The sequence below is a fragment of the Pseudomonas sp. BF-R-30 genome (genome assembly GCF_019956175.1).
GTDB lineage: Bacteria > Pseudomonadota > Gammaproteobacteria > Pseudomonadales > Pseudomonadaceae > Aquipseudomonas > Aquipseudomonas jessenii.
Genome location: NZ_JAHBDE010000001.1, coordinates 1 through 26,382, shown reverse-complemented (window position 1 = coordinate 26,382; position 26,382 = coordinate 1). Strand labels below are relative to the sequence as shown.

Genomic DNA, 26,382 nt, shown 5'->3' with positions numbered 1-26,382 from the left:
AAAAGTGTCTGAAGCCTGTGCCGTCAGCCAACTCACGGAATGGGTGGATTGTTCCAGCGTTGCACGGTCACGATCAGGTGGCCTTCGCCGGTCAGGGATTTCCCTGCGTCGTCGACGGCGGCGATCACCTTGAGGTTGCCGGCATTGTTGGTGGACATCTTGCGTGCCGGGTTCGGCCCGGCATCGCCCGGAGTGAACACGCCGGTGTCGGCCTGCATGGTGCCGGCGAACTTGACGTCTTCGTCTTCCCTGGCGCGGTCGTCGAAGGCCTCGACCTTCCACTGCGCCGGGAACACACCGATGCGGTACGGCTTGCCATCAGCACCCTTGCCCCAGGCTTCCGCGTCGAAACGGCCCTGGACTTTCGGCGTCGAACCACCGCCCTCGCCGATCCGTGCCACCGAGAATTCCGGCACAACCTTGACCGAGGCGATCTTGCTGTACACCGACAGGCTCGGGCCCTTTAGCGTGCCGACGCTGACCGCGCGCAAACCTGGCTGGGCATTGGCGGCGGCCTTGAGCTTGACCTTGATCCGCTCAGGGCTCTGCTCGACCACTTCGAGCACTTCCACGCCTTTGCCGAAGTCCGGCTTGCCGGTCAGGCCGCTGCCGATCAGGGTCACTTCGGTTTCGCTGCCGGCCTTCAGATAACCCGGCTGCACCGCCAGCAAACGGTTGGAGCCTTGCTTGGCGGCGACGAAGTCCAGGCCGCGCTCGTCGTGCTCGGCCTCGAACATCCGGCCCTGCATCGCATTGCCCTGGGCGGCGAACACCTGGCGCATGGTCACGCCATCGATGGTCACGTTGCCGCGCCATTCGTAGCCGGTGTAGAGGATTGCACTGCCGTCGCCGTTGAACGGCGTGCCGTCGGCGTACTGGCCTTTGACGCTGACCTTGAAGGTGTCGCTGCCATCGGCACTCACGGTCATTACACCCGCCAGCTCACCCTTGCCCGGCAAGTGGCCGCTGAAGCTCCAGTCGCCCACCAGGGCATCGGCTTTCGGCGCGGCGCTCTGCCATTTTTTCCAGGCCGGGTTGTCCAGCGGATAACGCTTGGCCAGCAGCGGCACCATCTCTTTGCGGGCCATATCGAACCAGTCGCGGTCCCGGGACAGCGCCTGGTACTCCAGGGACGGCCACTGACCGAGGTGGAAATTCACCAGGCGTTCCCACTCCTGGGCCGGACGCCGTTGCAGGGCAACCCGCGCACCGGAGTGGCAGCGGCCGCACATCTGGCTGGTCTGGTCGTCGAACTGCTCGACGGTATTGAGCCGGCGCTCCAGTGCATAGCGCACGCCGTCGGTTTCGCTCGGCGCCAGGCCCTGGGTGTCGGCCAGGTATTTGACCAGCGTGCGACGGTCCTCATCACTGATTTGCAAACCGTGCATGGTCTGCATCCGGGCAATGCTCATCAGCCAACCTTCCGGCGTTTTGCGCTGGTGGCTGATGCGGCTGAGGGCGTTATCGGCTTCGGGGGTGTGACAGCCCTGACAGGTTTCCTTGAGGATGGTCTGGGCGTCGCGGGCTGCCAGGCTATGAGGCGAATGCAGCGCTACACAAGCGGCTACGGCCAGCAGGCTGGCGCTCATGCCTGATCGGAGTTTTCTCTTCATCAACGTCGAACCTCGCACGGTGCGTTCTTATTGTTGTGGCTTATCGTTTTTATGGTTTCTGCCGCCGGCGTTGATCCGCTGACGGAGGCAAGAGAAACGTCTGCGATGAGCAATACACGGAGCGTGCCAGCTTATGAATATTTCAATGAATCAATGACTTGTGACTAATAACCGTTTTTTTTTCGGGAGACGTCATGGGCGTTGCACGTTTAATTTCGCGACAACTGTTTCACTCTGAGACAAGCATAGTTTTCTGTAGGAGCGAGCCTGCTCGCGATGGTCGTTAACGATATCGCGTGCTTACAGGCTAAACGTGGTGCTCTTTCGTCCATCGCGAGCAGGCTCGCTCCTACAGGGTGTTGTGTTCGGGACGTCTCACGTCGTCGCAATTTGCGACGTTTATCGATCTCACGGTGACCCGGAAAATATCTGTCACCCCAGTAGATCGGGCCTTCGGGCCGAAAAAACACAACTGGCACAGGCATTGCGAAAGCCCGGTTCTCACGAACAACAAGAGGCCTCGCCAATGTCGCTCCCAAACCTGCTTCCCGCCACTTCGGCATTCATCCAGCGCGCCCCTCGCATGCTCATCGGCGGTGACTGGGTCGAGGCCGCCGACGGCCAGACCATGCCCCTGCACAACCCGGCCACCGGTGAGGTGCTGTGCGTGGTGCCACGGGCAACACCGGAAGATGTCGACCGTGCGGTGCTCGCCGCCCGCCAGGCGTTCGACGATTCGGCCTGGACCCGCACCCGTCCCCGGGAGCGGCAGAACCTGCTGTGGAAACTCGCCGACCTGATGCAGCGCGACGCCGAACTGCTGGCGCAACTGGAATGCCTGAACAACGGTAAAAGCGCGGCGGTGGCCCAGGTGATGGACGTGCAACTGGCCATCGACTTCCTGCGCTACATGGCCGGTTGGGCGACCAAGATCGAAGGTTCTACGGTTGACGTGTCGGCACCGCTGATGCCCAACGACCAGTTCCACAGTTTTATTCGACGTGAAGCGGTGGGCGTGGTCGGTGCCATCGTTGCCTGGAACTTCCCGCTGTTGCTGGCCTGCTGGAAACTCGGCCCGGCCCTGGCCACCGGTTGTACCGTGGTGCTCAAACCCGCCGACGAAACCCCGCTGACCGCCCTGAAACTCGCCGAGCTGGTGCTGGAAGCCGGGTATCCCGAAGGCGTATTCAACGTGGTCACCGGCACCGGCATCACCGCAGGTTCTGCCTTGACCCACAACCCGCTGGTGGACAAGCTGACCTTCACCGGCTCCACCGCCGTCGGCAAGCAGATCGGCAAGATCGCCATGGATTCCATGACCCGGGTCACCCTGGAGCTAGGCGGTAAATCACCGACCATCGTCATGGCCGACGCCGACCTGAAAACCGCCGCGGCCGGGGCTGCCAGCGCGATTTTCTTCAACCAGGGCCAGGTCTGCTGCGCAGGCTCGCGGCTGTATGTGCAGCGCAAGCACTTCGACAATGTGGTGGCGGACATCAGCGACATTGCCAACGCCATGAAACTCGGCAACGGCCTGGACCCAAGCGTCGACATGGGGCCCTTGATCTCGGCGCGCCAGCAGGAGCGCGTCTACGGGTACATCGAAAAGGGTCGGGAAAGCGGCGCGACCATCGCCTGCGGTGGCGAGCAGTTCGGCCCGGGGTTCTTCGTCAAGCCAACGGTAATTGTCGACGTCGATCAGAAGCACTCACTGGTGCAGGAAGAAATCTTCGGCCCGGTGCTGGTGGCCATCCCGTTCGATGACGAAGCTGATGCCCTGCGCATGGCCAATGACAGTCCGTATGGATTGGGCGCGAGCATCTGGTCCAATGACCTGGCGGCGGTGCACCGGATGATTCCGCGCATCAAGTCAGGCTCGGTGTGGGTCAACTGCCACAGCGCCCTGGACCCGGCGCTGCCGTTCGGAGGCTACAAGATGTCCGGGGTCGGGCGTGAGATGGGGTATGCGGCGATCGAGCATTACACCGAGTTGAAGTCGGTGCTGATCAAGTTGTGATTCGTAGCGTTCTTCAGGCCGCCTTCGCGAGCAAGCCCGCTCCCACATTGGAATGCGTTCCCCTGTGGGAGCGGGCTTGCCCGCGAAGGCGCCCCCCCAGCCACTACGCCGCTGTTTCGCGGCCCTGCGGATGACCCACCCCATATTTTGCGCCGGCCCGAAGCGCGTGACGAAGCTTCAGGGCCGGCCGTTCGACGCAGTAGTACGAAACGCCGCTGAGCAGCAACGACAAGGCCAGCACTGTTGCAACAACGGCCCCATCGTAGGCAACCGACCAGACAGCGTGCAGGAAGTACATCACCACATAGTGATTCAGGAACACGCCATAGCTGATATTGCCGAGGAATTCGTCAATCCGGTGAAACCTGAGCTTTGTCAGCAGGTACACGGCGGGCACGCCCAGCGCTATGCCGGCGGTCACTTCGGCATTGAACGGTCGGCGCTCTATCCATCCCGCCATGATGGCCGCAAACATCAGGGCCGCCACCACGGTGGTGCCGGCAGCGATCGCCAGATCCTTCGGCTGCGCTTTGTACAGGTAGCTGCCGCACAGGAACATGAACAGCACACCCGGCAATAGACGGTAGCCGTACAGGTCGGTGTTGATGAAACCCAGGCACGCGGCCATGAAGACAACGACGGATAGAGCAAACGCAACGCCCCGCGCCCTATAGATGATCAGGAAAGGGATCATCAGGTAGAAGCACATCTCAAGCCCCAAAGACCAGGCCGGCGGCAAGATCCACGATCCCGCCGCGCCGAACATGTAGAAGCCGAGTGGCACGATAGCCAGGCTTGCGGCGATGTTGCGCAGCGTCAGCTCGGCGGCTTGAGGCGTGCCGGGCAGCAGGAAATAGATCACCGCACAGGAAACCACGAAGTAGAACAGAAATTGAGGATAGAGCCGCAGGGCGCGGTCCAGGTAGAACAGGCCGACTTTCTCCGGCGTCTTGTAGTTGCGTTCGATCAGCGAGGTCATCACGAAACCGCTGATGATCAGGAAAGAAATCACGGCAATCACGCCGGGGTTTAGCCCCATGAACGTCTTGCCCATATGAGAAACGGCCACCAGAACGGCCAATAGCAGACGATAGACTCCCACTTACACCCCAACATTCCTTGTCATTATGGCGCGTAAATTACGATGCTTTGCGCTGGGAGAACAGGCTTTTTCGCCGTATCCGGACGTTCTTCATTCAGGGTTTGAAACCCTGGCCCAGCAACCAGCTGCGAACCATCCGCCCCTGCTCCACCGTCAGCCCGGCCAATACCTGATCCGCCGGCTCTCCCTGCCTTAACCTCTGCACCAACGCCGCCACCTCAACCCCATGCACATGCCATATACCCAGCGGTTGATCCGCCGTGATCACCACCTCGGCTTCATCGACCAGCCCATCACGCAATACCGGCGCCCGCTCAATCCTCAGCGCATTGAAATCCGCCTCGGCATGGGCCACCTCGGCATCCGGCCAGCTCCGCCGTGCCTGCCAGAACGGCTGGTCCGGCCAGCGTTGCTCATCGGCATAAAAATCCCGGCCGATCCGCGCAAACCGCAAAAACAACTGCTCCACCCGCTGCTGGTGGAAACGCTGGGCCAGAGCCGCTCGTTCGGGTTTGCACAGCAGCGTGTTGATCACCGCGGGCGCCTGCAACGCCGAAGACAAGGACTGAAAGATCCCGTTGCCCGACAATGGGTCCACCGCCATTGCCGCATCGCCGACCCGAATCCAGTTATCGCCACACACCTGCGGGCTCAGAATCGCCGTGCTGCTGCGGGCGTGCAGTTGTAGATCGCTTTGCGCTTCGCCAGCAAAAAATGCAGTGGCCAGCCGCGAACCCTCGCGCCGCTGTCGGCAGTAATCGAGCAACATAGCCTTGCCCGGCAACCCGGCACTGGCCACATCCACCGTCCATTGCCAGTAACACTGGCCGTCGGCGCGCCGCGCCATCCATGCCCAGCCGTCCTCAAGGCTTTCCACGGCGCTGGCGGTGCTGCCCGACGAACCCTGCCAGCGATTGAGCAAGCTGACGGTCTCGGGGCCACGCAAGCCTTTGCCGATAGTGGGGGCCTGACGTCCACGGGCCTCTACGAGAAACGGCGCGAGCAGCGGTTCGCGGCCGTCGATTTCGATTCGGTACCCATTGGTCGATGACTGAACCGTCAGCACCCGGCCTTCGATCAACTCGACCCCCGCCAGGCGCAAATCCTCACGCAGGCCTCGGTCAAACACCGGACGGTCGAGCAAGTATTCGATGTTCTGCGCATGCTGCTGGCCATTCCAGTTCACCTGGCGTTGAGAAGGCAGCGTCGCCTCCGCCAACGCCTGGTGCAGGCCCGCACTGCGCAAGGCTTCCAGAACCCGCACGGACACGCCTTCGAGCGCCGCGAACCGGCGCCATTCGCTGATCAGCGTGACGCCATGGCCCAGCCGCTTCAAACCCAGCGCGACAGCGGCGCCGGCCGGTCCGGCGCCAAGAATGACGATGTCGTTCACGGCCCAAAGCGCCGTTCAGGGCCACGATAACGGGCATGCTCGCGCAACCACTCGATGACTTGCTCATTGCTGGCACCAGGCTGTTCGACGAGGAACCCGGCGATGTGTCCACTCAAGGCAGCACAACCGAGGCTCGCCCCGGATTGCCCCGGGTACGTGCCATGCACACACGCGGCGAAATCCGCCTGGGCGCTGTTGAGCCACGACCATTCCTGCTCGGCGCACCGCGCATCGCCGGTCACCCGCAACACCTGCGGATAGTTCGCCGGAAACACCCCTTCCCCTTGGGCCGGGCTCGACGCACACAGCAGCACGCCCTGCGCCACCGCCGCCGCGCAGGCCGCGCGCAACAGGCTGCGATCCTGGCGCAGGCCAAGGCTCAAATTGATCAGTCGCACGTCCTGCGTCAGCAGCCAGTCAATCGCCGTGGCGATCTGCAAGGCGCTGGTGACACCCCGCTGGTCGAACACCTGAGCCACGCAAAACAGCGCCGAGGGTGCACGCCGGCCGATGGCCTCGATCACCGCACTGCCATGCCCCAGCGGGTCTTCGCGCAAGTCGCCCTCGGCCAGGCCGTCTTCGAGCAATGAAAAGCGTCGACCGGTGATTACTTGCACCCGTTGTGCCGCCGAGTGACCGCTGTCCACCACACCAATGCGCAACTCAGGTTTCATGCAGCACCGTTTTCGAGGTCAGTACGCCGTCGAGCAATTCGAAGCGCAGGTCGGCGTCGGCCAGGGTTGAGGGGCGATGGCTGATCAGGATGCGCGTACGCCCGGCAAACAGGCGGTCGATGGCGTCGATGACTTCGCGCTCGGTGGCTTCATCCACCGCGGAAGTGGCTTCATCGAGCACCAGGATCAGTGGGTCCTGCAACAGCGCCCGAGCAATCGCGATGCGTTGTTTCTGCCCACCGGACAACTGCTGGCCCCGCTCGCCCAACGGGCTGTCGAGACCTTCGGGCAACAACTCGATCAGGCTGTCGAGTTGCGCCAGTCGCGCCACGTCGGCAATCGCCTCGCGGGTGGCGTCCGGTGCTGCGTAGGCCAGGTTGTCGGCGAGGCTGCCGCGAAACAGCACGATGTCCTGGCTGACGATGGCGATGCGCCGACGCAACTGGAACAGATCCAGCTCGCGCAGATCGACGTCGCCCAGCAGTACCCGGCCCGATTGCGGATCGTGATGACGTTGCAGCAGGTCGATCAGGGTGGACTTGCCCACGCCCGAGCCGCCGCTGAGGGCCACTTTCATACCGTAGGGAATCCGCGCCTCGATACCGCGCAGGGTCGATAGGCGGCCGGGATGGGCGAAGTGCACGTTGTCGAACCAGAGATCGCCGCCAGTGGGCATTGCCCTTGGCGTGGCGGGCGTCAACACCGTCGGTTGTTCGCCGCGCAACTCCATGACCCGACCGAGGCTGACGGTCATCCGCTGGATCGCGACGTAGAGCCCGAGCAGGCTCTGCACCGGTCCCACGGCCATGCCCAGGTAAGTGGAAAACGCAATCAGGGCGCCGAGCTGCCAGGTGCCCTGCACCACCCAGTAACCGCCAATCAGAAATGCGCAGGCCCGGGACAGCGAGGTCAGGGTACCGGGCACGGCCTGGGTGAAAAATTCGGTGACTTGCAGGCGCAGCAACTGGCTCATGTAGCCCTGCCCCAGCGTCTCGAGGCGCCGCGCTTCGCGCTGTTGCTGGCCGGCGGACTGGATGAATTTCATCACCGGCAACGTCTCGACCATGAACGACGACATGTCCGCCGAACGCTCGCGCAACTGCCGCACATCGCGCTCGACCTTGCGCCGCATCCAGCGCAGCCAGAGCACGTCGAGGGGAATCAGCACCAGGGCCAGCAGCGAGAGTTTCCAGGACAGGGTCAGCAGCATCGCTACCGCGACCACCAGGCCGATCACGCTGGACACGGCCGAGAACAGCGAGTCCACGGCGAACCGCTGGATTTCCGCGACATCGCCATCGAGGCGCGACATCAGGTCGCCGATACGCCGCTGGCCGTAAAAGCTCGGTGACAGGGTTTGCAAATGCCGGTACAGGTCATCGCGCAGGGCAAACAGCATGCGCCCGGACAGTCGCGTGTGCAGGTAGCGGTTGATGCCCGAAAGCGCCGTGCCCAGCAACCCGGCAACGATCATCAGCCCGGCGATCATTACCAGCATCGGGAAATTGCGCGCCAACAGGCCATCGTCGATCAGCAGTTTGGTCAGCCACGGCTGCACCAGCACCAGCGCCGAGGCGCAGACCGACAAACCCAGCAGCCCGGCAATCGCCAGGCGATGGGGTCGCACGAAGCTGTACAGCCAACGCAATGCCGCTTGCAGAGCCTCGGGGTTCTGGCTGTCGATCAGCCGAACGATCAAGCGCTGCATCACGAACGCAACTGTTTGAGCTTGCGATAAAGCGTCGCGCGGCTGATGCCCAGTGCGTCGGCGGCGGCCGAGACATTGCCCTGGTGCGTGTCCAGGGACTGACGGATCAGATCCAGTTCGTTTTCCCGGATGCTGCCGGCCTGGGGCCGTTCGCTGGTGGTCAACTCGTCGAGCATGCTGTCGGGCAAGTGGTCGAGGGTCAGCACGGTTTCGCCCGGTTCGCGCATGGCCAGCGCGGTGCGCAGGACCATCTCCAATTGGCGGATGTTGCCCGGCCACTGATAACCGTTGAGCAAGCGATCGAGATCATCGTGCAGGACCACGGCGGGTGCGCCCAATGTCGTCAGCATGCGAGTGACGAGCGCGCCGAAATCTTCGCGCTCGCGCAGGGCCGGAAGCATCACGCTGATGCCATTGACCCGGTAGAACAGATCCTCGCGAAAGTGTTTTTCTTCCACCAGACGCTTGAGGTCGCGGTGGGTGGCGCAGATCAGCGCGACGTCGATGTCCTGCTCTTCGCCTGCACCCAGGGGCGCGACCTTGCGATCCTGCAACACCCGCAACAACCGGGCCTGCAAAGCCAAAGGCATGTCGCCGATTTCATCGAGGAACAAGGTGCCGCCGTGGGCCTGCTGCAAGCGCCCGACCATGCCGCCCCGGCGTGAACCGGTGAACGCGCCTTCGCGATAGCCGAACAGTTCGGACTCGATCAGGCCTTCGGGAATGGCCGCGCAGTTCACCGCCACGAAGGGTTTGTCGCAGCGCGCTCCGGCCATGTGCAGGGCACGGGCGATCACCTCTTTACCGGTGCCGGTTTCGCCCAGTAACAGGACCGGCAGTTCATTGGCCAGGCCTTGGCGGGCCATGCGCAAGGCACGGGCGTAGCGCGTATTGCTGCCGGCGAGCGCTTCCAGGTCCGGTTGCGCCTTGGCCGGTTTCGCGACTGTGCGCGGCGGGCTGCTGACGTTGATCGAGCGCTGCGGCGCGCGCAGGGTCTTGTAGAAGAATTCACCCTTGGCGGTTTGCAGGCTGCCGGCTCCACCCTGATGCAGACGCGCCAACAATTGCAGGCCGTCGACTCCGAGAAACTCTTCGCAGCGCCGACCGATCAGGGCCGAGCGCTCGGCGTGGAGCAACTGGCAGGCCTGGGCGCTGACCGCCAGGATCTGCCCGCCGAGGCTCACGGCCAGCAGGCCTTGCCACGGGGATTCCAGATATTGCCTGCGGCTGTGGAAGGCCAGGACGATTTCGTCCGGATAACTGGCGTTGAACACTCGGCTTTCGATCTGGCTGACCGCCATGGCCAGCAGCGCAGTGCTGTCGTGGGCACGGCCGAGGGGGCCTTCTCGGGTCAGGTCGAGAACGCCGAGAATGTCGCCCTGGGGACAATGGATCGGCACCGAAGTGCAGGAAAAATCACTGAGGCGATCCAGATAATGTTCGCCACAATCGATCAGGGTCGGCCGGGCTTCCACCAGTGCCGTGCCCAGGGCGTTGGTGCCGCGAACCGCTTCGCTCCAGCAGGTGCCGAGGGTGATGTCCTGCAGGCCGCTGCCCTTGAGACGGTCGGCGCGGCCTTCGACGGCGAGGATGGTGGCGTCGGAGTTGGCGAGGATGATCAGCCCTTCCTTGCCCTGACGCTCGGCCAGGTAATCGATGGCCGGCAACGCGGCGTCGATCAGCAAACGGTTGCTGGACAGCAACACATCGAGGCTGGCACTCGATTCCAGCGCCAGCTCATGCTTGGCATTGAAATGCACGCCATGGCTGAGGCTGCGTCGCCACGAGGCATCGATTTCCGCACGCAGGACGCCATCCGGCACTTCGCCTTCCAGGTGCAACTTTTCCCGAGCCAGCCGGGCTTCGCGATGCAGTTTGGGGGAGTTTGTTTTTATTGGCGTCATCAAGCGCTCCGGGTCATCCACCCTGCGCCTTCATACGTCGGCGCCCTGCCGCAATCTTTACGTTAACGTCAGGGCTATGGCAAGTCCTGTGGCGAGGGGGCTTGCCCCCGTTCGGCTGCGCAGCAGTCGTAAACCGACGAACGTCGTATTTGCGGGACTATAAGGTCGCGAATTTTGGGGCTGCTGCGCAGCCCTACGGGGGCAAGCCCCCTCGCCACAACTCAGAGCTGCCACACCTCGGCATTCACAAAAAACGCCTGGGCATTATCCTCCAGGCTCTCCAGGTGATACCCGCCCTCCTGCACAATCAGGCACGGCAACCCCAGACTGCGAATCCGCTCACCGAGCAGGGCAAACCCTTCGCGGGTCACCGCTACTTTACTTTGCGGGTCCAGCTCGAAAATATCGAAGCCCAGGGACAGCACCAGCACCTCGGCGCCGAAGTCCTTCACCGCCTTCAGCGCTACTTCCAATTGCCCGAGAAAAACCGCCTCGCTCGCGCCATGGGCCATCGGCAGGTTGAGGTTGAAACCCTCGCCCGCACCGACACCACGCTCTTCGGCAAAACCTGCGACGCCCGGATAGAAGTTGGTCGGATCGCCGTGCACCGACACGTAGAGCACGTCATCGCGGTCGTAGAAAATCTCCTGAATACCCTGACCGTGGTGCATGTCGGTATCCAGCACCGCTACCCGCGAATAACCGGCGCGCAATACCTGCGCCGCCACCGCCGCGTTGTTCACATAACAGAAACCACCCGCCGCTTCGGCCCGGGCGTGGTGACCCGGTGGCCGGCACAGGGCATAGGCTGCCGGCTCGCCATCGAGCAAAGCCCGGGCACCGGCGATGGCGCTTTGCGCCGACCAGTAGGCCGAACGCCAGGTCTGCTCGCCCACCGGGCAACTGCCATCGGCCAGATAGCGCGCCGCTTGCGCGAGAATTCCGCGCAGGGCATTGGGTTCGCGGACAAAGATGTTCGACATCACCTCGTCGCCCCAATCCTCGGGAATCTCTTTCCAGCGCTGATGGGCTTCCTGCAAAAACCTCAGGTACGGTGCGCCGTGCACCGCCAGCAGCGGATCGAGCCCGGCATCGGCCGGTTGCTCAACGGCAAAACCCAAAGCGTGAGACGCCTGCACCAGGCGCTGCGCACGCTCCGGCACTTCCTGCGGCGTACGCATCTGGCCACGGGAGTAGTAGCTGCGTGGGTGGTGGAGCAATTGTTCGGGGTGGAAAAAACTGCGCATGGAATGAGTACCTGTCAGTGTGGGAGCGAGCCTGCTCGCGATGAGGTCAGCACATTCAATATTGATGGCGATTGATCCACCGCAATCGCGAGCTGGCTCGCTCCCACATGGGAATTGTGTTTATTCAACGATTACTGCGCGGGCCAACACGGCATTGAGCAACACATCGGTGCCCTGGCGCACATCCTCGGGCAGCACATCTTCCGCTTCGTTATGGCTCAGGCCGCCCACGCACGGGATGAACACCATGGCTGTCGGGCAGTACCGCGCCAGGTGGATCGCATCATGTCCGGCGCCGCTGACAATCGATTGTTGAGCGTAGCCCAGGGTGTCCACGGCCTGTTGCACCGCCGCCACGCAGTCCACGTCGAACGGCGTCGCCGGGCTGATCCAGTGCGGGGTGATCGCCAGTTTCAAACCGCGAGCGCCGGCAATCGCCTGAAGCCGCGCACGGACCTGTTGTTCCATGGTCTCGATGGTTTCATCACGGTGATGACGCAGGTCGACGGTGAAGTTCACCAGCCCCGGAATGGTGTTGCGCGACGATTTGTTGATGCTCAATTCACCGACCGTGGTCAGGCCTTCGGGGGCGAAGTCCGCCGCCAGGCCTTCGATGGCCTGGATCATCTGCGCCCCGCCGTACAAGGCGTCCTTGCGCAGCGGCATAGGCGTGGTGCCGGCGTGGGCCGCCATGCCTTCGATCCGTACGTCGAGCCAGCGAATCGCCTGGCCGCCACTGACGACGCCGATGCTCTTGGCGTTGTCTTCGAGGATCGGCCCTTGCTCGATGTGGGCTTCAAAGTACGCATCCACCGCGCCGCCGAGCGGGCGCTCGCCGGCATAACCGGTACGTTGCAGCGCCTCGGCGACGCTGATCCCATCGATATCGCGCACCGCCAGCGCAGCGTCCAGATCCATGATCCCGGTGAACACCGCCGAGCCGAACATGGCCGGGGTGAAGCGTGCGCCTTCTTCGTTGGTCCACACCGCCACTTCCAGCGGCTTGCGAGTCTGAATGCCCAGATCGTTCAGGCAGCGCACCACTTCCAGGCCGGCGAGCACGCCGTACACGCCATCGAAACGCCCGCCTTCGGGCTGGGTGTCGAGGTGGCTGCCCATCATCACCGGCGCGGCATCAGGATCGGTGCCGGCGCGGCGGGCAAACAGGTTGCCGATGGCATCCACGCTCAGGGTCATGCCGGCTTCGCGGCACCAGTGGGCAAAGAGTTCCCGACCGGCCTTGTCCTCGTCGCTCAGGGCCAGGCGGCAGCTGCCGCCACGGGCGGTGGCGCCGATTTCGGCCATCGCCATCAGACTCGCCCAGAGGCGTTCGCCATTGATCTTCAACATGTGTTTCTCCAGGAAAATTCAGGGGTCAGGCCTTGGCCAGTTCCAGGCGTTCAGCGCTGGCATGGCGACGGGCAAGGGACAGCACACACAGCAGCGAAGTCGCGGCGATCAGGCTGTAGAACACCGCCATCGGCCACCACTGGCCGACGAACCGGTGTGCCAGCAACGTGCCGATCAGTGGCGTCAGGCCACCGGCCACAGCGCCGCAAATCTGGTACGCCAGAGAGATCGCGGTGTAGCGCACACGGGGCTCGAACATGCCGCTGACGTAGCCGGCGATCACCGCGTAGAACGACGCCATGCACACCACCGCCAACGCAATGCCGAGGATGATCAGCGGCGCCTGGGCCGAACTGACCAGCACGAACATCGGGTACGGCGAAGCCATCGCCAGCAGCGACACCAGGCACAGGAAGCGGGTGGCGCCAATCTTCTCGGCGACCCAGGCCGCCAGCGGTTGAATGCAGAACTGGATGATCGCGACGACAAACAGACACTCAAGGATCAGCGAGCGCGGCAGTTCCAGTTGCTGAGTGGTGTAGGCGATCATGAAGGTGTTGGTGAAATACACCCCGGCGATCCCCAGGGTGTTGGCGCCGATGCACAGCAACAATGGACGCCACGCGGTGCGCAGCACTTCCATGACCGGCGCCTGCTCCTTGCGTTTGTTTTTGCTCGCCAATTCGCGGCTGGCGAGAAACTCCGGCGACTCATTGACCCCCAGGCGAATCGCCAGGCCCACCAGCAGCAACAGCGAACTGGCGAGGAACGGCAGGCGCCAGCCCCAGCTCATCAGGTCTTCTTCCGGCAGACGGGTGACGGCGCTGAAGGCCAGCAGCGACAGGATCAAACCCGCCGGGCTGCCCAGTTGCGCAAACGAGGCGAAGAAATTGCGCCGGCCTTTCGGCGCATGCTCGCCGGCCATCAGCACCGCCCCGCCCCACTCGCCACCCACGGCAATGCCCTGGACGATGCGCAACAGAATCAGCAGCACCGGGGCAGCGGCGCCGATTTGCGCGTAAGTCGGCAGCAAGCCGATGCACACCGTGACCACGCCCATCATCAACAAGGTGATGATCAGCGACTTCTTGCGGCCGATGCGGTCACCGATATGACCGAAGACAATCCCGCCCAACGGCCGCGCAAAGAAACCCACGGCGAAGGTGCCGAAAGCGGCCATGGTGCTGAACAGCTTGTCGTCCGAAGGGAAGAACAGCGCACCGAATACCAGCGCGGCGGCGGTGGCGTAGATGTAAAAGTCGTACCACTCGATCATGGTGCCAATGAAGGCAGCGGCGGCCGCACGGCGCGGCTGGGACGAAGCTTGAGGCTTCATGGGTCGGGCTCCTTTGGTTATTTTTCTGGCAGGAGAGAAACGGCAAATCCGCGGCGCTCTGGCGGCGCTGGTCTGGGGATGATTTTTCGTTCCCGGGCCATGATTAGTCAATTTTCTATTTATTATTCGAAGTATTACGGCAACTTATAATTGAGGGCAGCAGCAACAGCCGAACGCGACGTGCCGTAGGCGTTCAGCAGAAAAAAACCAATTCACCAGAAATTGAAATGAGCTGTCGCCACCTAAACTGCAAACCGTCCGGGTTTACAGCGGAAGGCCTCTTTACCAGCGAGATGGCACGGGCCGAAGCTAACCATCGGCTCGCTCATAAATCAGATGCCTGATTCCCAAAGAGCACATGCGATTGAAATGCATGACTCCCGCTTGCCCCCCAGGCTAACGACTTTTCTATTCGATAGGACTGCATGAGCCACAGTCGTCCAAGCGATCAATTGGAAGGCATGGAAATTGGTTGGGCGCGGTTACCCGCAGATGGCTGCGAAACAGAGGCATTGGAGTGGCAGTGATCAGAGTAGGATAAGATGCCTGCAATTCAGGCTCGCTGTGAGTAGCCCCGCATGACAGATAACAGTCGGAACACCACCCGTCTGATCAAGAAGTACCCGAATCGCCGTCTGTATGACACGCACACCAGCAGTCATTTGACCCTTGCGGATATACGCCAATTGGTCGTCGATAGAATCCCGTTCGAGGTGGTCGACGCCAAGACTGGCGAGGATCTGACCCGAAGTATTTTACTGCAGGTCATTCTGGAAGCCGAAAGTGGCGGTGAGCCGATATTCTCCAGTGAGATGCTCATGGGGATTATCCAGTTCTACGGTCCCTACCAGAGTGTCCTCGGCAGCTACCTGGATAAAAGCATCCAGACGGTCATCGACATCCAGTCCCAGACCGGCGCTCAGTCCTCTGAAGCCTGGAGCGCATTCATGCACCAGCAAGCACCGGTCATGCAGGATTTGATGCGCCAGTATGTCGACCAGTCAAAAGCCCTCTACATGAACACTCAGAACCTCTTCGGCCTGTTCGGCGCCATGCCAGCAGGCAAGCCGGGGGCCGGGGGCGGGCCAAAAAAAAATGACGATGGGGAATAAACCCATCGCCATCATGTAACCGTTCTAATCCGACTTATTTGCTATCGCTTGTAGCCTTGGCACCAGGAGCGGTTTTGCCGGCTGCGGCGGTCGCTGCGCCAAAACCGCTCTGGGCAACGTCAGCAGCCTGTTTTACGGCTTTCTGTGCACTTTCAAAAACGGTACTGGCATTCGCCAGCGATGACTTGAATCCGGCCACAACAGACTCGGAGCCAGCCGGTGCATTCTTGCTGATCTCTTCAACGAACTCTTGCACCTGCTTGGTGCCCGCCTCGACCTGACGCGTGGTCAGTTGGGCAATTTCCGATTGGGTGCCAACAATCAGCGCGTGTACTTGACGATTGAACTCAGCCAGGCGTTCGGCTTGCACATTAGGCTGGGTGAAAGAAGCCTGGAGCTCAGCGAACCCTTGCGGATCACGTACCGCCAGCAGTTTGCGAAAACCGTCGAACTGCTCCTCGGTGGAGGCCTGCAGGGTCTTGAACTGCAATTGGCTGAGCTGTTCAACACTGGAGAAGATTTTGCCGCTGATTTGCTGCAGGAGGTCTAGGTTGGCTTTCTGAGCGTCTTGCAATTTTTCCAAGTTGAAAAAAGACATGCTTGAATCTCCTGATTCTGAAAGGCCGACGTGGGCCTGAGGACGCGATAGCGATCCTGCCGGTCATCGCGCTAGCCTTGATATTGCAGCGCACAAATTCGTTTGGCAATGTTTTTTTGTGCATCGCACAAAAATCTTTTACCTCCCGCCGCTATTCGCTATAGACTCCTGAAAGGCAAACGGCCGGCCAAGCTCTCTTTGATGATGAGATGCAGGCGAGCTGCTTCTCATGCATAAAACCAGGAGATCACCATGGGCCAGGAAGATATTATTGCATCGCAATATGACAGACTTTCCTCTCAACGCGGCCTGTTCGAACACCTGAGTCATCTGCAGCGCCTCAATACGCTGAACTTCCTTTTTGCTTTTCACCAGCGCCAGGAAAAAACCCTCGCGCCTCTGAAGCGGGGTCAACTCAGACAACCTACGCCCGCTGAATGGCAGGAATATGTCACGGACCTCGGCCAACGCTGCCTGTTGTTTTGGGACACCCTGCGCCAGCGCGGCGACAATACGCTGGCCCATGAACGCGCCGGGTATCCGCTGCTGCTCAAGTTCGATCATGAAACCCTGATCGCAGGCCCCGAGCTCCCACACCCGGTTAACTATTCACTGCTGCGAATCCTCCCCGGCCCAGAGCAAGAAATCGACAGCAACGCCCAGCCGGTGGTCATCATTGACCCACGCGGCGGCCACGGCTCGGGAATCGGCGGCTTCAAACAGGATTCGGTATTAGGTGAAAGCCTCAGAGCCGGCCACCCCACCTATTTCATCTCTTTCAGTCACTCACCACAGCCTGGGCAAACCCTGGCCCATATCGCCGAAGCCCAGGCCCGGTTCATCGAAGTCGTCGGCGCCCTTCACCCGGCGAACAGCAAGCCGATCATCATCGGTAACTGCCAAGCCGGCTGGGCCTTGATGGGACTGGCGGCAACACGACCGGAACTGCCGGGGTTGATCATTATCAATGGTGCCCCCCTGTCATACTGGGCCGGTGTCAATGGACGCAATCCGATGCGCTATACCGGTGGCCTGCTGGGTGGCGGCTGGTTGGCTCGCCTGGGCAGCGACTTGGGCAATGGCCGTTTTGACGGTAGCTGGCTAGTCAGCAATTTCGAAAACCTGGACCCGGCCAACACCTATTGGGGAAAGTACTACCAGTTGTTCAGCCAGGTCGACAGCGAGGCTGCGCGCTTCCTCGACTTCGAACGCTGGTGGGGCAGCCCGACTCTGCTCAATGGCGAAGAGATCGAGATGATTGTCGATGATCTTTTCATCGGCAACCAATTGTCCGGCGGGCTCGACCGCAAGAGCAGCGGTATTGACCTGAAACGGATCGAAGTACCGGTGGTGGTGTTCTGCTCCTACGGCGACAACATCACCCCTCCCCAGCAGGCATTGAACTGGATCGCCGATGTCTATCCCAGCGATCTCGCTTTGCATGAGGCAGGACGTACCATCGTCTACCTTCGGCACGCCAGCATCGGCCATTTAGGCATTTTTGTCTCCGGCAAGGTGGCGCGGCGTGAACACCGGGGGTTGCTGGGCGCGGTCGAAGCCATCAGTGCGCTGCCGGCAGGGCTGTATGAAATGCTGATTGACGATCTGCCGGCCTCTTCAGGCAGCAGTAACGTGCAATACCGAGTGCAATTCGAATCAAGGCGAATCGCCGATATCCATGATGACATCGAGCCGGCCCGTGATGACGATCGCGAATTCTCTTTGGTAGAGCGCATCTCTGAAATCAACAGCGCGTTTTACGACGGGTTCATACGTCCGTGGCTGCGTCCGATGGTCAACGAGCCCATTGCCGAATTGATGCGCAGGACGCACCCCTTCCATCAGCAGCAATTGCTATGGAGCAGCCTGAATCCGGCGCTGTGGTGGTTAACCGGGAGCCTATCCAAAGTCAGCAGTGATCGTCGTCCCGCATGCAAAGACAACCCGTTGCTGGCCTGGCAGGAACTGTTCTCCAACCAGATGCAAGACACCCTGAATGCGTACCGTGATGCGCGTGATGCCACTCAGGAGCTGTGTTTTTACGGGATTTATGGCGCACTGAATGCCCTCACCGGCAACAAGCCTGCGCGAAATCTCCAGGCACATGCCGACCGGCAGGACCAGGCCCTGATCGAACGCCTGCAGGATTCGCTACCCCATGGTGGCCCCCTGGAAGCGTTGGTGAGGATTCTGTTTTTGCTGGGCCGCGACAGCGACAAGGCGGGCAAGGAAAGCATCGAAAAATTGATCCAGCAGGTGCATCTGCTGGTCCAGGATTACAGCAATGAGCCCACGGCCCTGCGCGAGGCCATCCGCTTGCAGAACCTGCTGGTTTTTGCCCACCCGCAAGAAAGCTTGCGCACCCTGCCCTTGTTGCTACCAGAGGCAAAGGAGCGCCAACAGGTCCTGACAGCCGTTGGGCAATTGATACCTGAACTGCTAGCGACAACTGGAGCAAAAGGCGAATTCTGGCGTGAACTCCACGCACTGCTCGAGGTCCCCCTGCCGGGCTTTAGCCTGACCCAACCGCCCAGTGAAACAGTTGTCATCCCGCAGCAGGACACCCCTGCGGAGCCATCTCCGCTTGCAGCAACGCTGACGCCGCAGATCACACCGACGCCCGCTCCCGCCATCGTAGTTAAAGCCCCGAAGCGCAAAGCGAGCAGAAAGACAAAAGGCCCCAAACCTCAATAAACCTTCACAAGGGATTAGCGGTGTATCCGTTCGGCGAAGCCTGTGACCTTATGATCTCTGTACAGACCGACGGGGTTCATGGGTCGAACCGGCGCGACTTCTTCGACCACAGGCGACAACTCGTCGGTTCGATACTGACCGGGGGTCATACCGAACCAACGGATGCATGCCTTATGGAAGCTGCTGTGATCATGGAAGCCGAGCAGGCAAGTCACATGCTTCATGTTGAAATGAGAATGGCGCAAATAGAAGTCAGCCATCTGCCGGCGCACATCGTTCAGGACGTCCTTGAATTGCGTGCCATCCTTCTCAAGGCCTCGTTGAAGCGTTCGCTTGCTGATGTTCAGTGCCGCCGCAATCGATTCCATATCACACGGCCCTTGGCCTTGCCCCAGGCTCAAGCGCTCGGTAATCAGCGAGCGAATCCTGCCAATGATAGAGCCACCGGACAACAGGTCCAATTGAGCCACGGCAAAACTGTCATGGAGTGTGGCCAACGCCTCGTTGGCCATGCTCAAAGGACTCAGAAGCTCCTGGCCATCGAACAGGATGCTGTCATACGCCGCCCCGAAACTCAGCGGACAGCCAAAAAGCCGCTGATGCTCCGACGTGTCTTCGGGTTCGGGATAAGTGAACTCCACACTCAAAGGTTGCGGTGACTTGCCACCGGCCAGCCAATGGCAGAAACCCAGCAGCGAAGCCAAGGCTGCATCCGTATATTGCCGGGGTTTGACCGAGCCAGGTTGCTGATGATCGAGGCTGGCCAGTCGGTAATGCTGTTGCTCCTGGACAAGGAAAAGGCTGAATCCGGTACCGATCAACGGGCTGAAACGAACCAGACGTTCAAGCGCCCTTTTCAGGTTCGAACTGGACATCATGGTGTAGCCCACGATCTGAAAACTACTGGGATGGAATTCCCCGTAGGCCTTCAAACCGATATTCAGATCATCCGAAGCCTGAGCAGCCAGGTCCCAAAGACGATAGATAACGCTTCGCTCACAGAATGCTCCTGGTTTATTCACGAACTCGACATCCAGTCCCGCCTCCTGGCACAGACCGGCAAGGTCCAGTCCTTGGGCCAAAAACGTATTCGCCAGCATGCTGGCATAACCTGAACTCATTCTATACATGGCGTCCTCATTGACCTGTGGAACCGAACGTCCTGTCCGGAGCCGATACTGACATGCGTTGAACATATTTCAATAATGTTTCAAGAATATTAACTACCCATTCAGTTCTAAGAATTGATCCAAGTAGGGTTACTCCTCATTTTTTTGCCATCAGGCCAGAACACCCGCGTGGCACCGATGGACAGGAAATCGTCACCTTCAAACACTTCCGCACGACCCGTCGATATCGAACAATCTTCTCTCCTGCAGCGCAAAAAACGGAGTAGATGTATGGAATCGCGTAGTCGTATTGCTTTGGTAACGGGTGGTATGGGCGGTATCGGTACGGCAATCAGCCAACGTCTATACAAGGAAGGCTTCAAGGTAATCGTCGGCTGCAGCTCTGATTCCAGCCGCAAGAACGACTGGGCTGCCAGCCAGCGTGAGGCGGGTTATGAGTTCGAGTTCATCTATGGTGACGTCACCGATTGGGAGACGACCCGCAAGGCTTTCGAGATGGCTCGTGAACAATTCGGCCCGATCGATGTGCTGGTCAACAACGCCGGCATCACTCGTGACGCGTCGTTTCGCAAGCTCACCCCGGAAGACTGGAACAGCGTGATCGGGACCAACCTGACGGGCTTGTTCAACACCACCAAGCAGGTCATTGAAGGCATGTTGTCCAAAGGCTGGGGGCGGATCATTAATATCTCCTCCATCAACGGTCAACGTGGGCAGTTCGGTCAGACCAACTACTCCGCCGCCAAGGCAGGCATCCATGGCTTCACCATGGCACTCGCCCGGGAAGTCTCCGGCAAGGGCGTGACCGTCAATACCGTATCTCCAGGCTACATCCAGACCGCCATGACCGGGGCCATTCGCCCGGACATTCTCGAAGGCATGATCGCGGGAATACCGGTTGGTCGCCTTGGCCTACCGGAAGAGATCGCCTCGATCGTGGCCTGGCTGGCATCCGATGAGTCCGCCTACAGCACCGGTGCCGACTTCTCGGTAAACGGCGGCATGAACATGCAGTAACCCTGACCAGGGCCTGAATGCCCTGGTTTGCTCGACGAATTTTGTCTTTTCCTTGAGGTCACGCATGAACGAAGTCGTAATCGTTGCCGCTACTCGTACCGCCATTGGCAGTTTCCAGGGTTCTTTGTCTGCAATTCCCGCGACCGAGCTGGGTGCCGCAGTGATTCGCAACTTGCTGGAGCAGACGGGTCTCGATGCTGCTCAGATTGATGAAGTGATTCTGGGCCAGGTACTCACTGCCGGCGCTGGACAAAACCCGGCACGCCAGACAGCGATCAAGGCCGGCTTGCCAAACACCACACCTGCCCTGACCTTGAACAAGGTCTGCGGCTCCGGTCTCAAGGCGGTCCATCTCGCCGTCCAGGCAATCCGTTGCGGCGACGCGGAACTGGTGATCGCTGGCGGTCAGGAAAATATGAGTCTGGCTCCCTATGTTCTGCCCAAGGCACGTACCGGTCTGCGTATGGGCCATGCGCAACTGCAAGACAGCATGATCCAGGATGGCCTGTGGGACGCCTTCAACGACTACCACATGGGTATCACCGCCGAGAATCTGGCGCAGAAGTACGAGATCTCTCGTGAAGCACAGGATGCCTTCGCTGCCGCCTCGCAACAGAAGGCCGCCGCCGCCATTGAGGGCGGGCGCTTCCAGAGCGAAATCACGCCGATCCTGATCCCTCAACGCAAGGGTGAACCCCTGGCCTTCGACACCGACGAACAGCCGCGTGTCGACAGTACCGCGCAAGCCTTGGCGAAACTCAAACCGGCATTCCAGAAAGACGGCAGCGTGACCGCCGGCAACGCTTCGACCCTCAACGATGGTGCTGCCGTGCTGTTGCTGGCCAGCGCCGCTAAAGCACAAGCGCTGGGCCTTCCGGTACTGGCACGGATCAAAGCCTATGCCAGCGCCGGTGTGGACCCGTCGATCATGGGCATTGGCCCGGTCCCGGCTACACGCCTGACCCTGCAAAAGGCCGGCTGGAACGTCGAGGACCTGGACCTGATCGAAGCCAACGAAGCCTTCGCCGCCCAGGCGCTGGCGGTTGGCAAAGAGATGGGCTGGGACACCAGTAAAGTCAACGTCAACGGCGGCGCGATCGCCCTTGGCCATCCGATCGGCGCGTCGGGGGCACGGATTCTGGTGTCGCTGGTGCACGAACTGATCCGTCGCGATGGCAAGAAAGGGCTGGCCACCTTGTGTATCGGAGGCGGACAAGGCGTCGGCCTGGCTATCGAGCGCTAACCAACGTCATCCGATTAGCCAATGCGCGGACTTGGGACCCTTGCTCCGCGCATCAGGCTGGCATCAGACAACGTTGCCCGCATCCCTGCCGTCGCTACGCCGGAATCCGGCATAGCGCGGCTTTTTTCTGCCCGGCTCATCGGTATGGGCAAGGATCTTTATGGACAACAACGCGCATACATTCCAAACCTATTGGTCAGGACAGGTTCCGTTCATCGCCTCCTTTGCAGTGCAACAATTGCGCCTGTGGGTCAGCACTAATCCCTGGTTTTCCGGGCATGAGCACGGCAGCTGGTTCGATCTGCCTCGCGAAACCCTGGACAGCCTGCAAGCGGACTACCAGGTTGAATGGGGCCAACTTGGCCAAAAACTGCTGACCGGCCAAGCCTTCAGTTTCGATGATCGACGCTTTGCCAGCGGCAACTGGAGTGATCCACTTTTCGGCTCCCTCGCTGCGTTTTACCTGCTCAACTCCAGCTTTCTCCTGAAACTGCTCGACAAACTGCTGATCGACGAAAAGAAACCGCGCCAACGCCTGCGCTATCTGGTCGAGCAAGCCATTGCCGTCAGTGCGCCGAGCAATTTTCTGGTCAGTAACCCTGACGCGCTCCAGCGTGTGGTCGAGACTCAAGGTGCCAGCCTGCTCACAGGTATGCAGCATCTGGTCAGCGACATGAACGAAGGCAAAATGCGTCAGTGTGATAGAGACGCCTTCAAGGTTGGCGTCGATCTGGCCAGCACCCCTGGCGAAATCGTCTTCGAGAATCACCTGTTCCAGCTGATTCAGTACTACCCGCAAAGCGAAACCCAGTACCGGCACCCGGTATTCGTCGTACCACCTTCGATCAACAAGTACTACATCCTTGATCTGCGTCCGGACAACTCGATGGTCCGCCACCTGCTGGAAAAGGGACATCCCGTATTCCTGATGTCCTGGCGCAACTTTGACCAGGAACACGCTGGCACCACCTGGGATGACCTGATTGAGCACGGGGTGATCGACGCCCTGCAAGTGACCCGCAAGATCAGTGGCCAGCAGCGACTCAATTGCGTGGGTTTCTGCATCGGCGGCACCCTGTTGAGCACTGCACTGGCCGTACTGGCTGCACGTGGCGACAGAGAGATCGCCAGCGTGAGCCTGTTCACCACGTTCCTTGATTACCTCGATACCGGCCCCATCGACGTCTTCGTCGACGAAGAACTGGTGGCCTACCGCGAGCGCACAATCGGCGGCATAAATGGTCCCATCGGTCTGTTTCGTGGCGAGGACATGGGCAATACCTTCTCCCTGCTGCGCCCCAACGAATTGTGGTGGAACTACAACGTCGACAAATACCTTAAGGGGCAAAAGCCGATTCCGCTTGATCTGCTGTACTGGAATAACGACAGCACCAACCTTCCGGGCCCGATGTACTGCTGGTACCTGCGCCACACCTATCTGCAAAACGATTTGAAATCAGGCGAGCTGGAATGCTGCGGGGTCAAGCTGGATTTGCGTGCAATTGACGCTCCCGCTTACATCCTCGCCACCCATGACGATCACATCGTGCCCTGGAAAAGCGCCTACGCCAGCACCAACCTGCTCTCCGGGGCCAAGCGTTTTGTATTGGGAGCTTCAGGGCATATCGCCGGCGTCATCAATCCACCAGCCAAGCAGAAGCGCCATTACTGGACCAATAATCGGGTCACGAAAAACCCGGAGACCTGGTTCAAGAATGCTGAGCAGCAACCCGGTAGCTGGTGGAATGATTGGTTCAGCTGGCTGGAGGGACACTCCGGCGAGCGCCAACCGGCGGTTGCGCACACAGGGAATGACAAATTCCCGCCTCTGGAACCGGCGCCAGGCAGTTATGTAAAACAATGAAAGATTGCTGTGGGCCAGAGCGCGACACTTTCTGATACGTGACTCTCGACTTCCTGGATGACGGCAGCGTCGAGATATTGTGGATTGTGCCGAAACAGGACTGATCGGAAACGGACAACGAGTCGTACCGCCCGCAGCACAGCAGTTTGATTGCACAGACGAAGATCAAATCACGCAAACGTAAGCGCAAGGACGAGGTTGGTACGGAGGAAGACCAGCTATTTTGACTGTAGTTGTGGAAATTCCCTGCTGCATGACTGCATGCAGCAGGTCTTCCGCGGCTCATGTGATCGGCACGCTGCTAAGTTTATCCACAATTGCTGCTGCACAATCAGCACTCCGCCCTGGGTCAAATTTCAATCGGCAGGGTGTGTGAGTTTTCAATCAGCGCCAACAATCTCACCAAATCCAGGAGTCTTTTTCAGAGCTTCCCTAACGAATTACTACCGTCCATTCAACTTTCACAATCGCGGGTTAATTTTTGTGAATGAAATAAAGTTTAAACAAAATTATTACTACGTGTGACCCGCCTCCCTACTAATAAACAGCCGACCGGCAAGCCCACCCGACGGCACATCATTTGTTTGGATACAAGGAGAGACGCCCCATGAACACCCCGCTCCGTATCAACGAAGCACTTTTGATTGCCGGCCACGCATTCGAACCTTTTCAATGCGTCGCCTGGGCTCCGCAAGACGGTAATGGCGAACTGAGCCTGACCGTCATCGACCGGGCCAACACTCGTATTTGTCGCAAACAGATTCCAAGCAGTGCCTATTCCGACCCGGCGCAGCTGGAAAGCCTGCTGGAAGAGGTGCGAGCCGAGTTGAGCCAGGAGGGCTACAAGCTACAATCCTGGACAATGCCAGAGTAAGCATTCTCGCGGATCGCCACCTGTGATCCGCCTAATACTCCACTCCCAAGAAGAAGATCACGATAATACAGTCGCATAATCTCTCCATGCTGATAAGGGCCCGTGATTTTCAATGGAAAGACGGGCAAGGAGCAATCAACAGCTAGCGCAAACCCAGCGGGTACTCCGTACCAGTCTCCGGATACTTTTTCGAGGACAAACACCCCCCTACCTGTATGCGCAGATAGGGGTTTCGGAATTTAAGCTTGACGATGACCTACTCTCACATGGGGAAACCCCACACTACCATCGGCGATGCATCGTTTCACTGCTGAGTTCGGGGTGGGATCAGGTGGTTCCAACGCTCTATGGTCGTCAAGAAATTCGGTAACCGGTTCGTTGCTTGTGCAACGCTCCAGCGAATGGGTATGCGATAGATTTGTGTGTTTCTCGAACTTTCGGTTCATTGCGTCTTCACACACCGCAATCTGGTGCTTATTTCGGCTTTTTAGCCAAGAGCAGGCAAATTGCATGTTGATCAGCTCCTGTACATTTTTGACTTCGATGCAGGCAACACACGCCACCATGTTTTTGAAGCCTCTGTCCCAGATGCCGAAAACGCTACGCCTCAAAACGAGATCATCGAGTGCATTTGGCATTCTCTGAACACGTTTCATGACTCAGACACAAGCGATGTTACGAAATCGATTGTCAGATCATTTCTACGTCGCCTTTAACTCCCCCCTGGATCGTTCTGGTTCGTCCAAAGGTTAATCGCCTCTTCGCATCATTCTGAGTGTCCACAGTTGACTGCGGCCCTTCGCGACAGGCAGCAATCGGCAAAGAAGCTCCTCCCGGTAAATGACCGGACGAAACTTCATGCTCGACATGGCTTTTTTGTAGTTTATGAAGCGCTCATGGTTTTGTGGGTGTCGATCAGATGCTGCACCACACCCGGATCGGCCAGGGTCGAAATATCGCCCAACCCCTCGTACTCAGCAGTCGCAATCTTGCGCAGAATCCGGCGCATGATCTTGCCCGAACGAGTCTTCGGCAGCCCCGGCGCCCACTGGATCACATCCGGTGAAGCTATCGGACCGATCTCCTTGCGCACCCAGTTTTTCAGCTCCAGGCGCAGCTGCTCGTTCGGCTCCTCACCGTTCTTAAGGGTGACGTAGACATAAATGCCCTGCCCCTTGATGTCGTGCGGCACACCGACCACCGCCGCTTCGGCGACTTTCGGGTGCGCGACCATCGCGCTTTCGATCTCGGCGGTGCCCATGCGGTGGCCGGACACGTTGAGCACGTCGTCCACGCGACCGGTGATCCAGTAGTAACCATCGGCATCGCGACGGGCGCCGTCACCGGTGAAGTACATGCCACGGAAGGTCTTGAAGTAAGTGTCGACGAAGCGGTCATGGTCGCCAAACAGCGTACGCGCCTGGCCTGGCCACGAATCGAGAATCACCAGGTTGCCCTCGGCCTCGCCTTCGACGATGTTGCCCAGGTTGTCCACCAGGGCCGGTA

The 26,382-nt window shown here is 60.0% G+C and carries 19 protein-coding genes and 1 rRNA gene; 7 read left to right on the top strand and 13 right to left on the bottom strand.

Features of this window, described 5'->3' with window-relative positions:
- Nucleotides 1-32 precede the first annotated feature (32 nt).
- Entirely contained in the window at nt 33-1,613 is a 1,581-nt protein-coding gene (gene peaA / locus KGB20_RS00105) for a quinohemoprotein amine dehydrogenase subunit alpha (RefSeq protein WP_090456935.1), read from the bottom strand.
- A gap of 526 nt (nt 1,614-2,139) precedes the next feature.
- Here peaA and KGB20_RS00100 point away from each other — a divergent pair.
- Nucleotides 2,140-3,630, top strand: a complete 1,491-nt coding sequence (locus tag KGB20_RS00100; RefSeq protein WP_057713922.1) for an aldehyde dehydrogenase family protein — start codon at nt 2,140-2,142, stop codon at nt 3,628-3,630.
- A 103-nt stretch (nt 3,631-3,733) separates the two neighbouring features.
- Here KGB20_RS00100 and KGB20_RS00095 read toward each other — a convergent pair whose 3' ends face one another.
- The 8 genes from KGB20_RS00095 to KGB20_RS00060 all read right to left on the bottom strand — a co-directional run bounded on the left by KGB20_RS00095 (nt 3,734) and on the right by KGB20_RS00060 (nt 14,344).
- Nucleotides 3,734-4,732, bottom strand: a complete 999-nt coding sequence (locus KGB20_RS00095) for an acyltransferase family protein (RefSeq protein WP_223531618.1) — start codon at nt 4,730-4,732, stop codon at nt 3,734-3,736.
- Between the two features lie 94 nt (nt 4,733-4,826).
- Nucleotides 4,827-6,125: an NAD(P)/FAD-dependent oxidoreductase gene (locus KGB20_RS00090; RefSeq protein ID WP_223531616.1), complete on the bottom strand. Its 1,299-nt coding sequence runs from the start codon at nt 6,123-6,125 to the stop codon at nt 4,827-4,829.
- Complete coding sequence (locus KGB20_RS00085) at nt 6,122-6,799, bottom strand: S8 family serine peptidase (protein WP_102671066.1); 678 nt, start codon at nt 6,797-6,799, stop codon at nt 6,122-6,124. Before KGB20_RS00085 ends, KGB20_RS00090 begins: the two co-directional genes overlap by 4 nt.
- Nucleotides 6,789-8,507: an ABC transporter ATP-binding protein gene (locus tag KGB20_RS00080; RefSeq protein ID WP_223531614.1), complete on the bottom strand. Its 1,719-nt coding sequence runs from the start codon at nt 8,505-8,507 to the stop codon at nt 6,789-6,791. The genes KGB20_RS00085 and KGB20_RS00080 overlap by 11 nt, the downstream gene beginning before the upstream one ends.
- A complete protein-coding gene (locus KGB20_RS00075; protein WP_154861499.1) occupies nt 8,507-10,411 on the bottom strand; it encodes a sigma-54-dependent Fis family transcriptional regulator in 1,905 nt (634 codons plus the stop codon). The genes KGB20_RS00080 and KGB20_RS00075 overlap by 1 nt, the downstream gene beginning before the upstream one ends.
- A gap of 221 nt (nt 10,412-10,632) precedes the next feature.
- Entirely contained in the window at nt 10,633-11,658 is a 1,026-nt protein-coding gene (locus KGB20_RS00070) for a histone deacetylase family protein (protein ID WP_223531612.1), read from the bottom strand.
- 120 nt (nt 11,659-11,778) lie between these two features.
- The gene (locus tag KGB20_RS00065; protein ID WP_223531610.1) at nt 11,779-13,008 is read right to left on the bottom strand and encodes a Zn-dependent hydrolase; all 1,230 of its coding nucleotides are present in this window, start codon (nt 13,006-13,008) and stop codon (nt 11,779-11,781) included.
- A gap of 25 nt (nt 13,009-13,033) precedes the next feature.
- Entirely contained in the window at nt 13,034-14,344 is a 1,311-nt protein-coding gene (locus tag KGB20_RS00060) for an MFS transporter (RefSeq protein WP_223531608.1), read from the bottom strand.
- Nucleotides 14,345-14,922: 578 nt separating this feature from the next.
- Here KGB20_RS00060 and phaR point away from each other — a divergent pair.
- Nucleotides 14,923-15,456 (top strand): polyhydroxyalkanoate synthesis repressor PhaR, encoded by a 534-nt coding sequence (gene phaR, locus KGB20_RS00055; RefSeq protein WP_223531605.1) that lies wholly within the window; start codon nt 14,923-14,925, stop codon nt 15,454-15,456.
- Between the two features lie 34 nt (nt 15,457-15,490).
- On the opposite strand, the gene phaP is transcribed toward phaR, so the two are convergent.
- The gene (gene phaP, locus KGB20_RS00050; RefSeq protein WP_223531603.1) at nt 15,491-16,054 is read right to left on the bottom strand and encodes a TIGR01841 family phasin; all 564 of its coding nucleotides are present in this window, start codon (nt 16,052-16,054) and stop codon (nt 15,491-15,493) included.
- 252 nt (nt 16,055-16,306) lie between these two features.
- Here phaP and KGB20_RS00045 point away from each other — a divergent pair, with 252 nt between their 5' ends.
- On the top strand, nt 16,307-18,748 hold the full coding sequence (locus KGB20_RS00045) for a DUF3141 domain-containing protein (protein ID WP_223531601.1): 2,442 nt from the start codon (nt 16,307-16,309) through the stop codon (nt 18,746-18,748).
- A gap of 14 nt (nt 18,749-18,762) precedes the next feature.
- Here KGB20_RS00045 and KGB20_RS00040 read toward each other — a convergent pair whose 3' ends face one another.
- Entirely contained in the window at nt 18,763-19,878 is a 1,116-nt protein-coding gene (locus KGB20_RS00040; protein ID WP_317850876.1) for an AraC family transcriptional regulator, read from the bottom strand.
- A 270-nt stretch (nt 19,879-20,148) separates the two neighbouring features.
- Between KGB20_RS00040 and phbB the strand changes: the two genes are divergently transcribed.
- The 4 genes from phbB (at nt 20,149) to KGB20_RS00015 (ending at nt 24,876) form a co-directional block, all read left to right on the top strand.
- Nucleotides 20,149-20,895, top strand: a complete 747-nt coding sequence (gene phbB, locus KGB20_RS00035) for an acetoacetyl-CoA reductase (RefSeq protein WP_223531597.1) — start codon at nt 20,149-20,151, stop codon at nt 20,893-20,895.
- 64 nt (nt 20,896-20,959) lie between these two features.
- Nucleotides 20,960-22,138: an acetyl-CoA C-acetyltransferase gene (locus tag KGB20_RS00030; RefSeq protein WP_223531595.1), complete on the top strand. Its 1,179-nt coding sequence runs from the start codon at nt 20,960-20,962 to the stop codon at nt 22,136-22,138.
- Nucleotides 22,139-22,298: 160 nt separating this feature from the next.
- Nucleotides 22,299-24,002, top strand: coding sequence for a class I poly(R)-hydroxyalkanoic acid synthase (gene phaC, locus KGB20_RS00025; RefSeq protein WP_223531593.1), 1,704 nt, complete (start codon nt 22,299-22,301; stop codon nt 24,000-24,002).
- A 607-nt stretch (nt 24,003-24,609) separates the two neighbouring features.
- Nucleotides 24,610-24,876 carry a hypothetical protein gene (locus KGB20_RS00015; protein WP_223531591.1) on the top strand — a complete coding sequence of 89 codons (267 nt, stop codon included), beginning with the start codon at nt 24,610-24,612 and terminating at the stop codon, nt 24,874-24,876.
- 243 nt (nt 24,877-25,119) lie between these two features.
- Here the strand turns inward: KGB20_RS00015 and rrf are convergent.
- Nucleotides 25,120-25,235: ribosomal RNA gene (rrf, locus tag KGB20_RS00010) — 5S ribosomal RNA — on the bottom strand.
- 524 nt (nt 25,236-25,759) lie between these two features.
- Nucleotides 25,760-26,382: AMP-binding enzyme (locus tag KGB20_RS00005; RefSeq protein WP_223531589.1), on the bottom strand; the 623-nt coding region annotated here is incomplete at its 5' end.

Coding starts and splice junctions, on each gene's coding strand:
- KGB20_RS00060 (WP_223531608.1), bottom strand. CDS start 14,344: ATGAAGCCTCAAGCTTCGTCCCAGCCGCGCCGTGCGGCCGCCGCTGCC.
- KGB20_RS00030 (WP_223531595.1), top strand. CDS start 20,960: ATGAACGAAGTCGTAATCGTTGCCGCTACTCGTACCGCCATTGGCAGT.
- KGB20_RS00100 (WP_057713922.1), top strand. CDS start 2,140: ATGTCGCTCCCAAACCTGCTTCCCGCCACTTCGGCATTCATCCAGCGC.
- KGB20_RS00045 (WP_223531601.1), top strand. CDS start 16,307: ATGGGCCAGGAAGATATTATTGCATCGCAATATGACAGACTTTCCTCT.
- KGB20_RS00040 (WP_317850876.1), bottom strand. CDS start 19,878: ATGTATAGAATGAGTTCAGGTTATGCCAGCATGCTGGCGAATACGTTT.
- KGB20_RS00015 (WP_223531591.1), top strand. CDS start 24,610: ATGAACACCCCGCTCCGTATCAACGAAGCACTTTTGATTGCCGGCCAC.
- KGB20_RS00065 (WP_223531610.1), bottom strand. CDS start 13,008: ATGTTGAAGATCAATGGCGAACGCCTCTGGGCGAGTCTGATGGCGATG.
- KGB20_RS00070 (WP_223531612.1), bottom strand. CDS start 11,658: ATGCGCAGTTTTTTCCACCCCGAACAATTGCTCCACCACCCACGCAGC.
- phaC (WP_223531593.1), top strand. CDS start 22,299: ATGGACAACAACGCGCATACATTCCAAACCTATTGGTCAGGACAGGTT.
- phaR (WP_223531605.1), top strand. CDS start 14,923: ATGACAGATAACAGTCGGAACACCACCCGTCTGATCAAGAAGTACCCG.
- phaP (WP_223531603.1), bottom strand. CDS start 16,054: ATGTCTTTTTTCAACTTGGAAAAATTGCAAGACGCTCAGAAAGCCAAC.
- KGB20_RS00085 (WP_102671066.1), bottom strand. CDS start 6,799: ATGAAACCTGAGTTGCGCATTGGTGTGGTGGACAGCGGTCACTCGGCG.
- KGB20_RS00080 (WP_223531614.1), bottom strand. CDS start 8,507: ATGCAGCGCTTGATCGTTCGGCTGATCGACAGCCAGAACCCCGAGGCT.
- phbB (WP_223531597.1), top strand. CDS start 20,149: ATGGAATCGCGTAGTCGTATTGCTTTGGTAACGGGTGGTATGGGCGGT.
- KGB20_RS00075 (WP_154861499.1), bottom strand. CDS start 10,411: ATGACGCCAATAAAAACAAACTCCCCCAAACTGCATCGCGAAGCCCGG.
- peaA (WP_090456935.1), bottom strand. CDS start 1,613: ATGAAGAGAAAACTCCGATCAGGCATGAGCGCCAGCCTGCTGGCCGTA.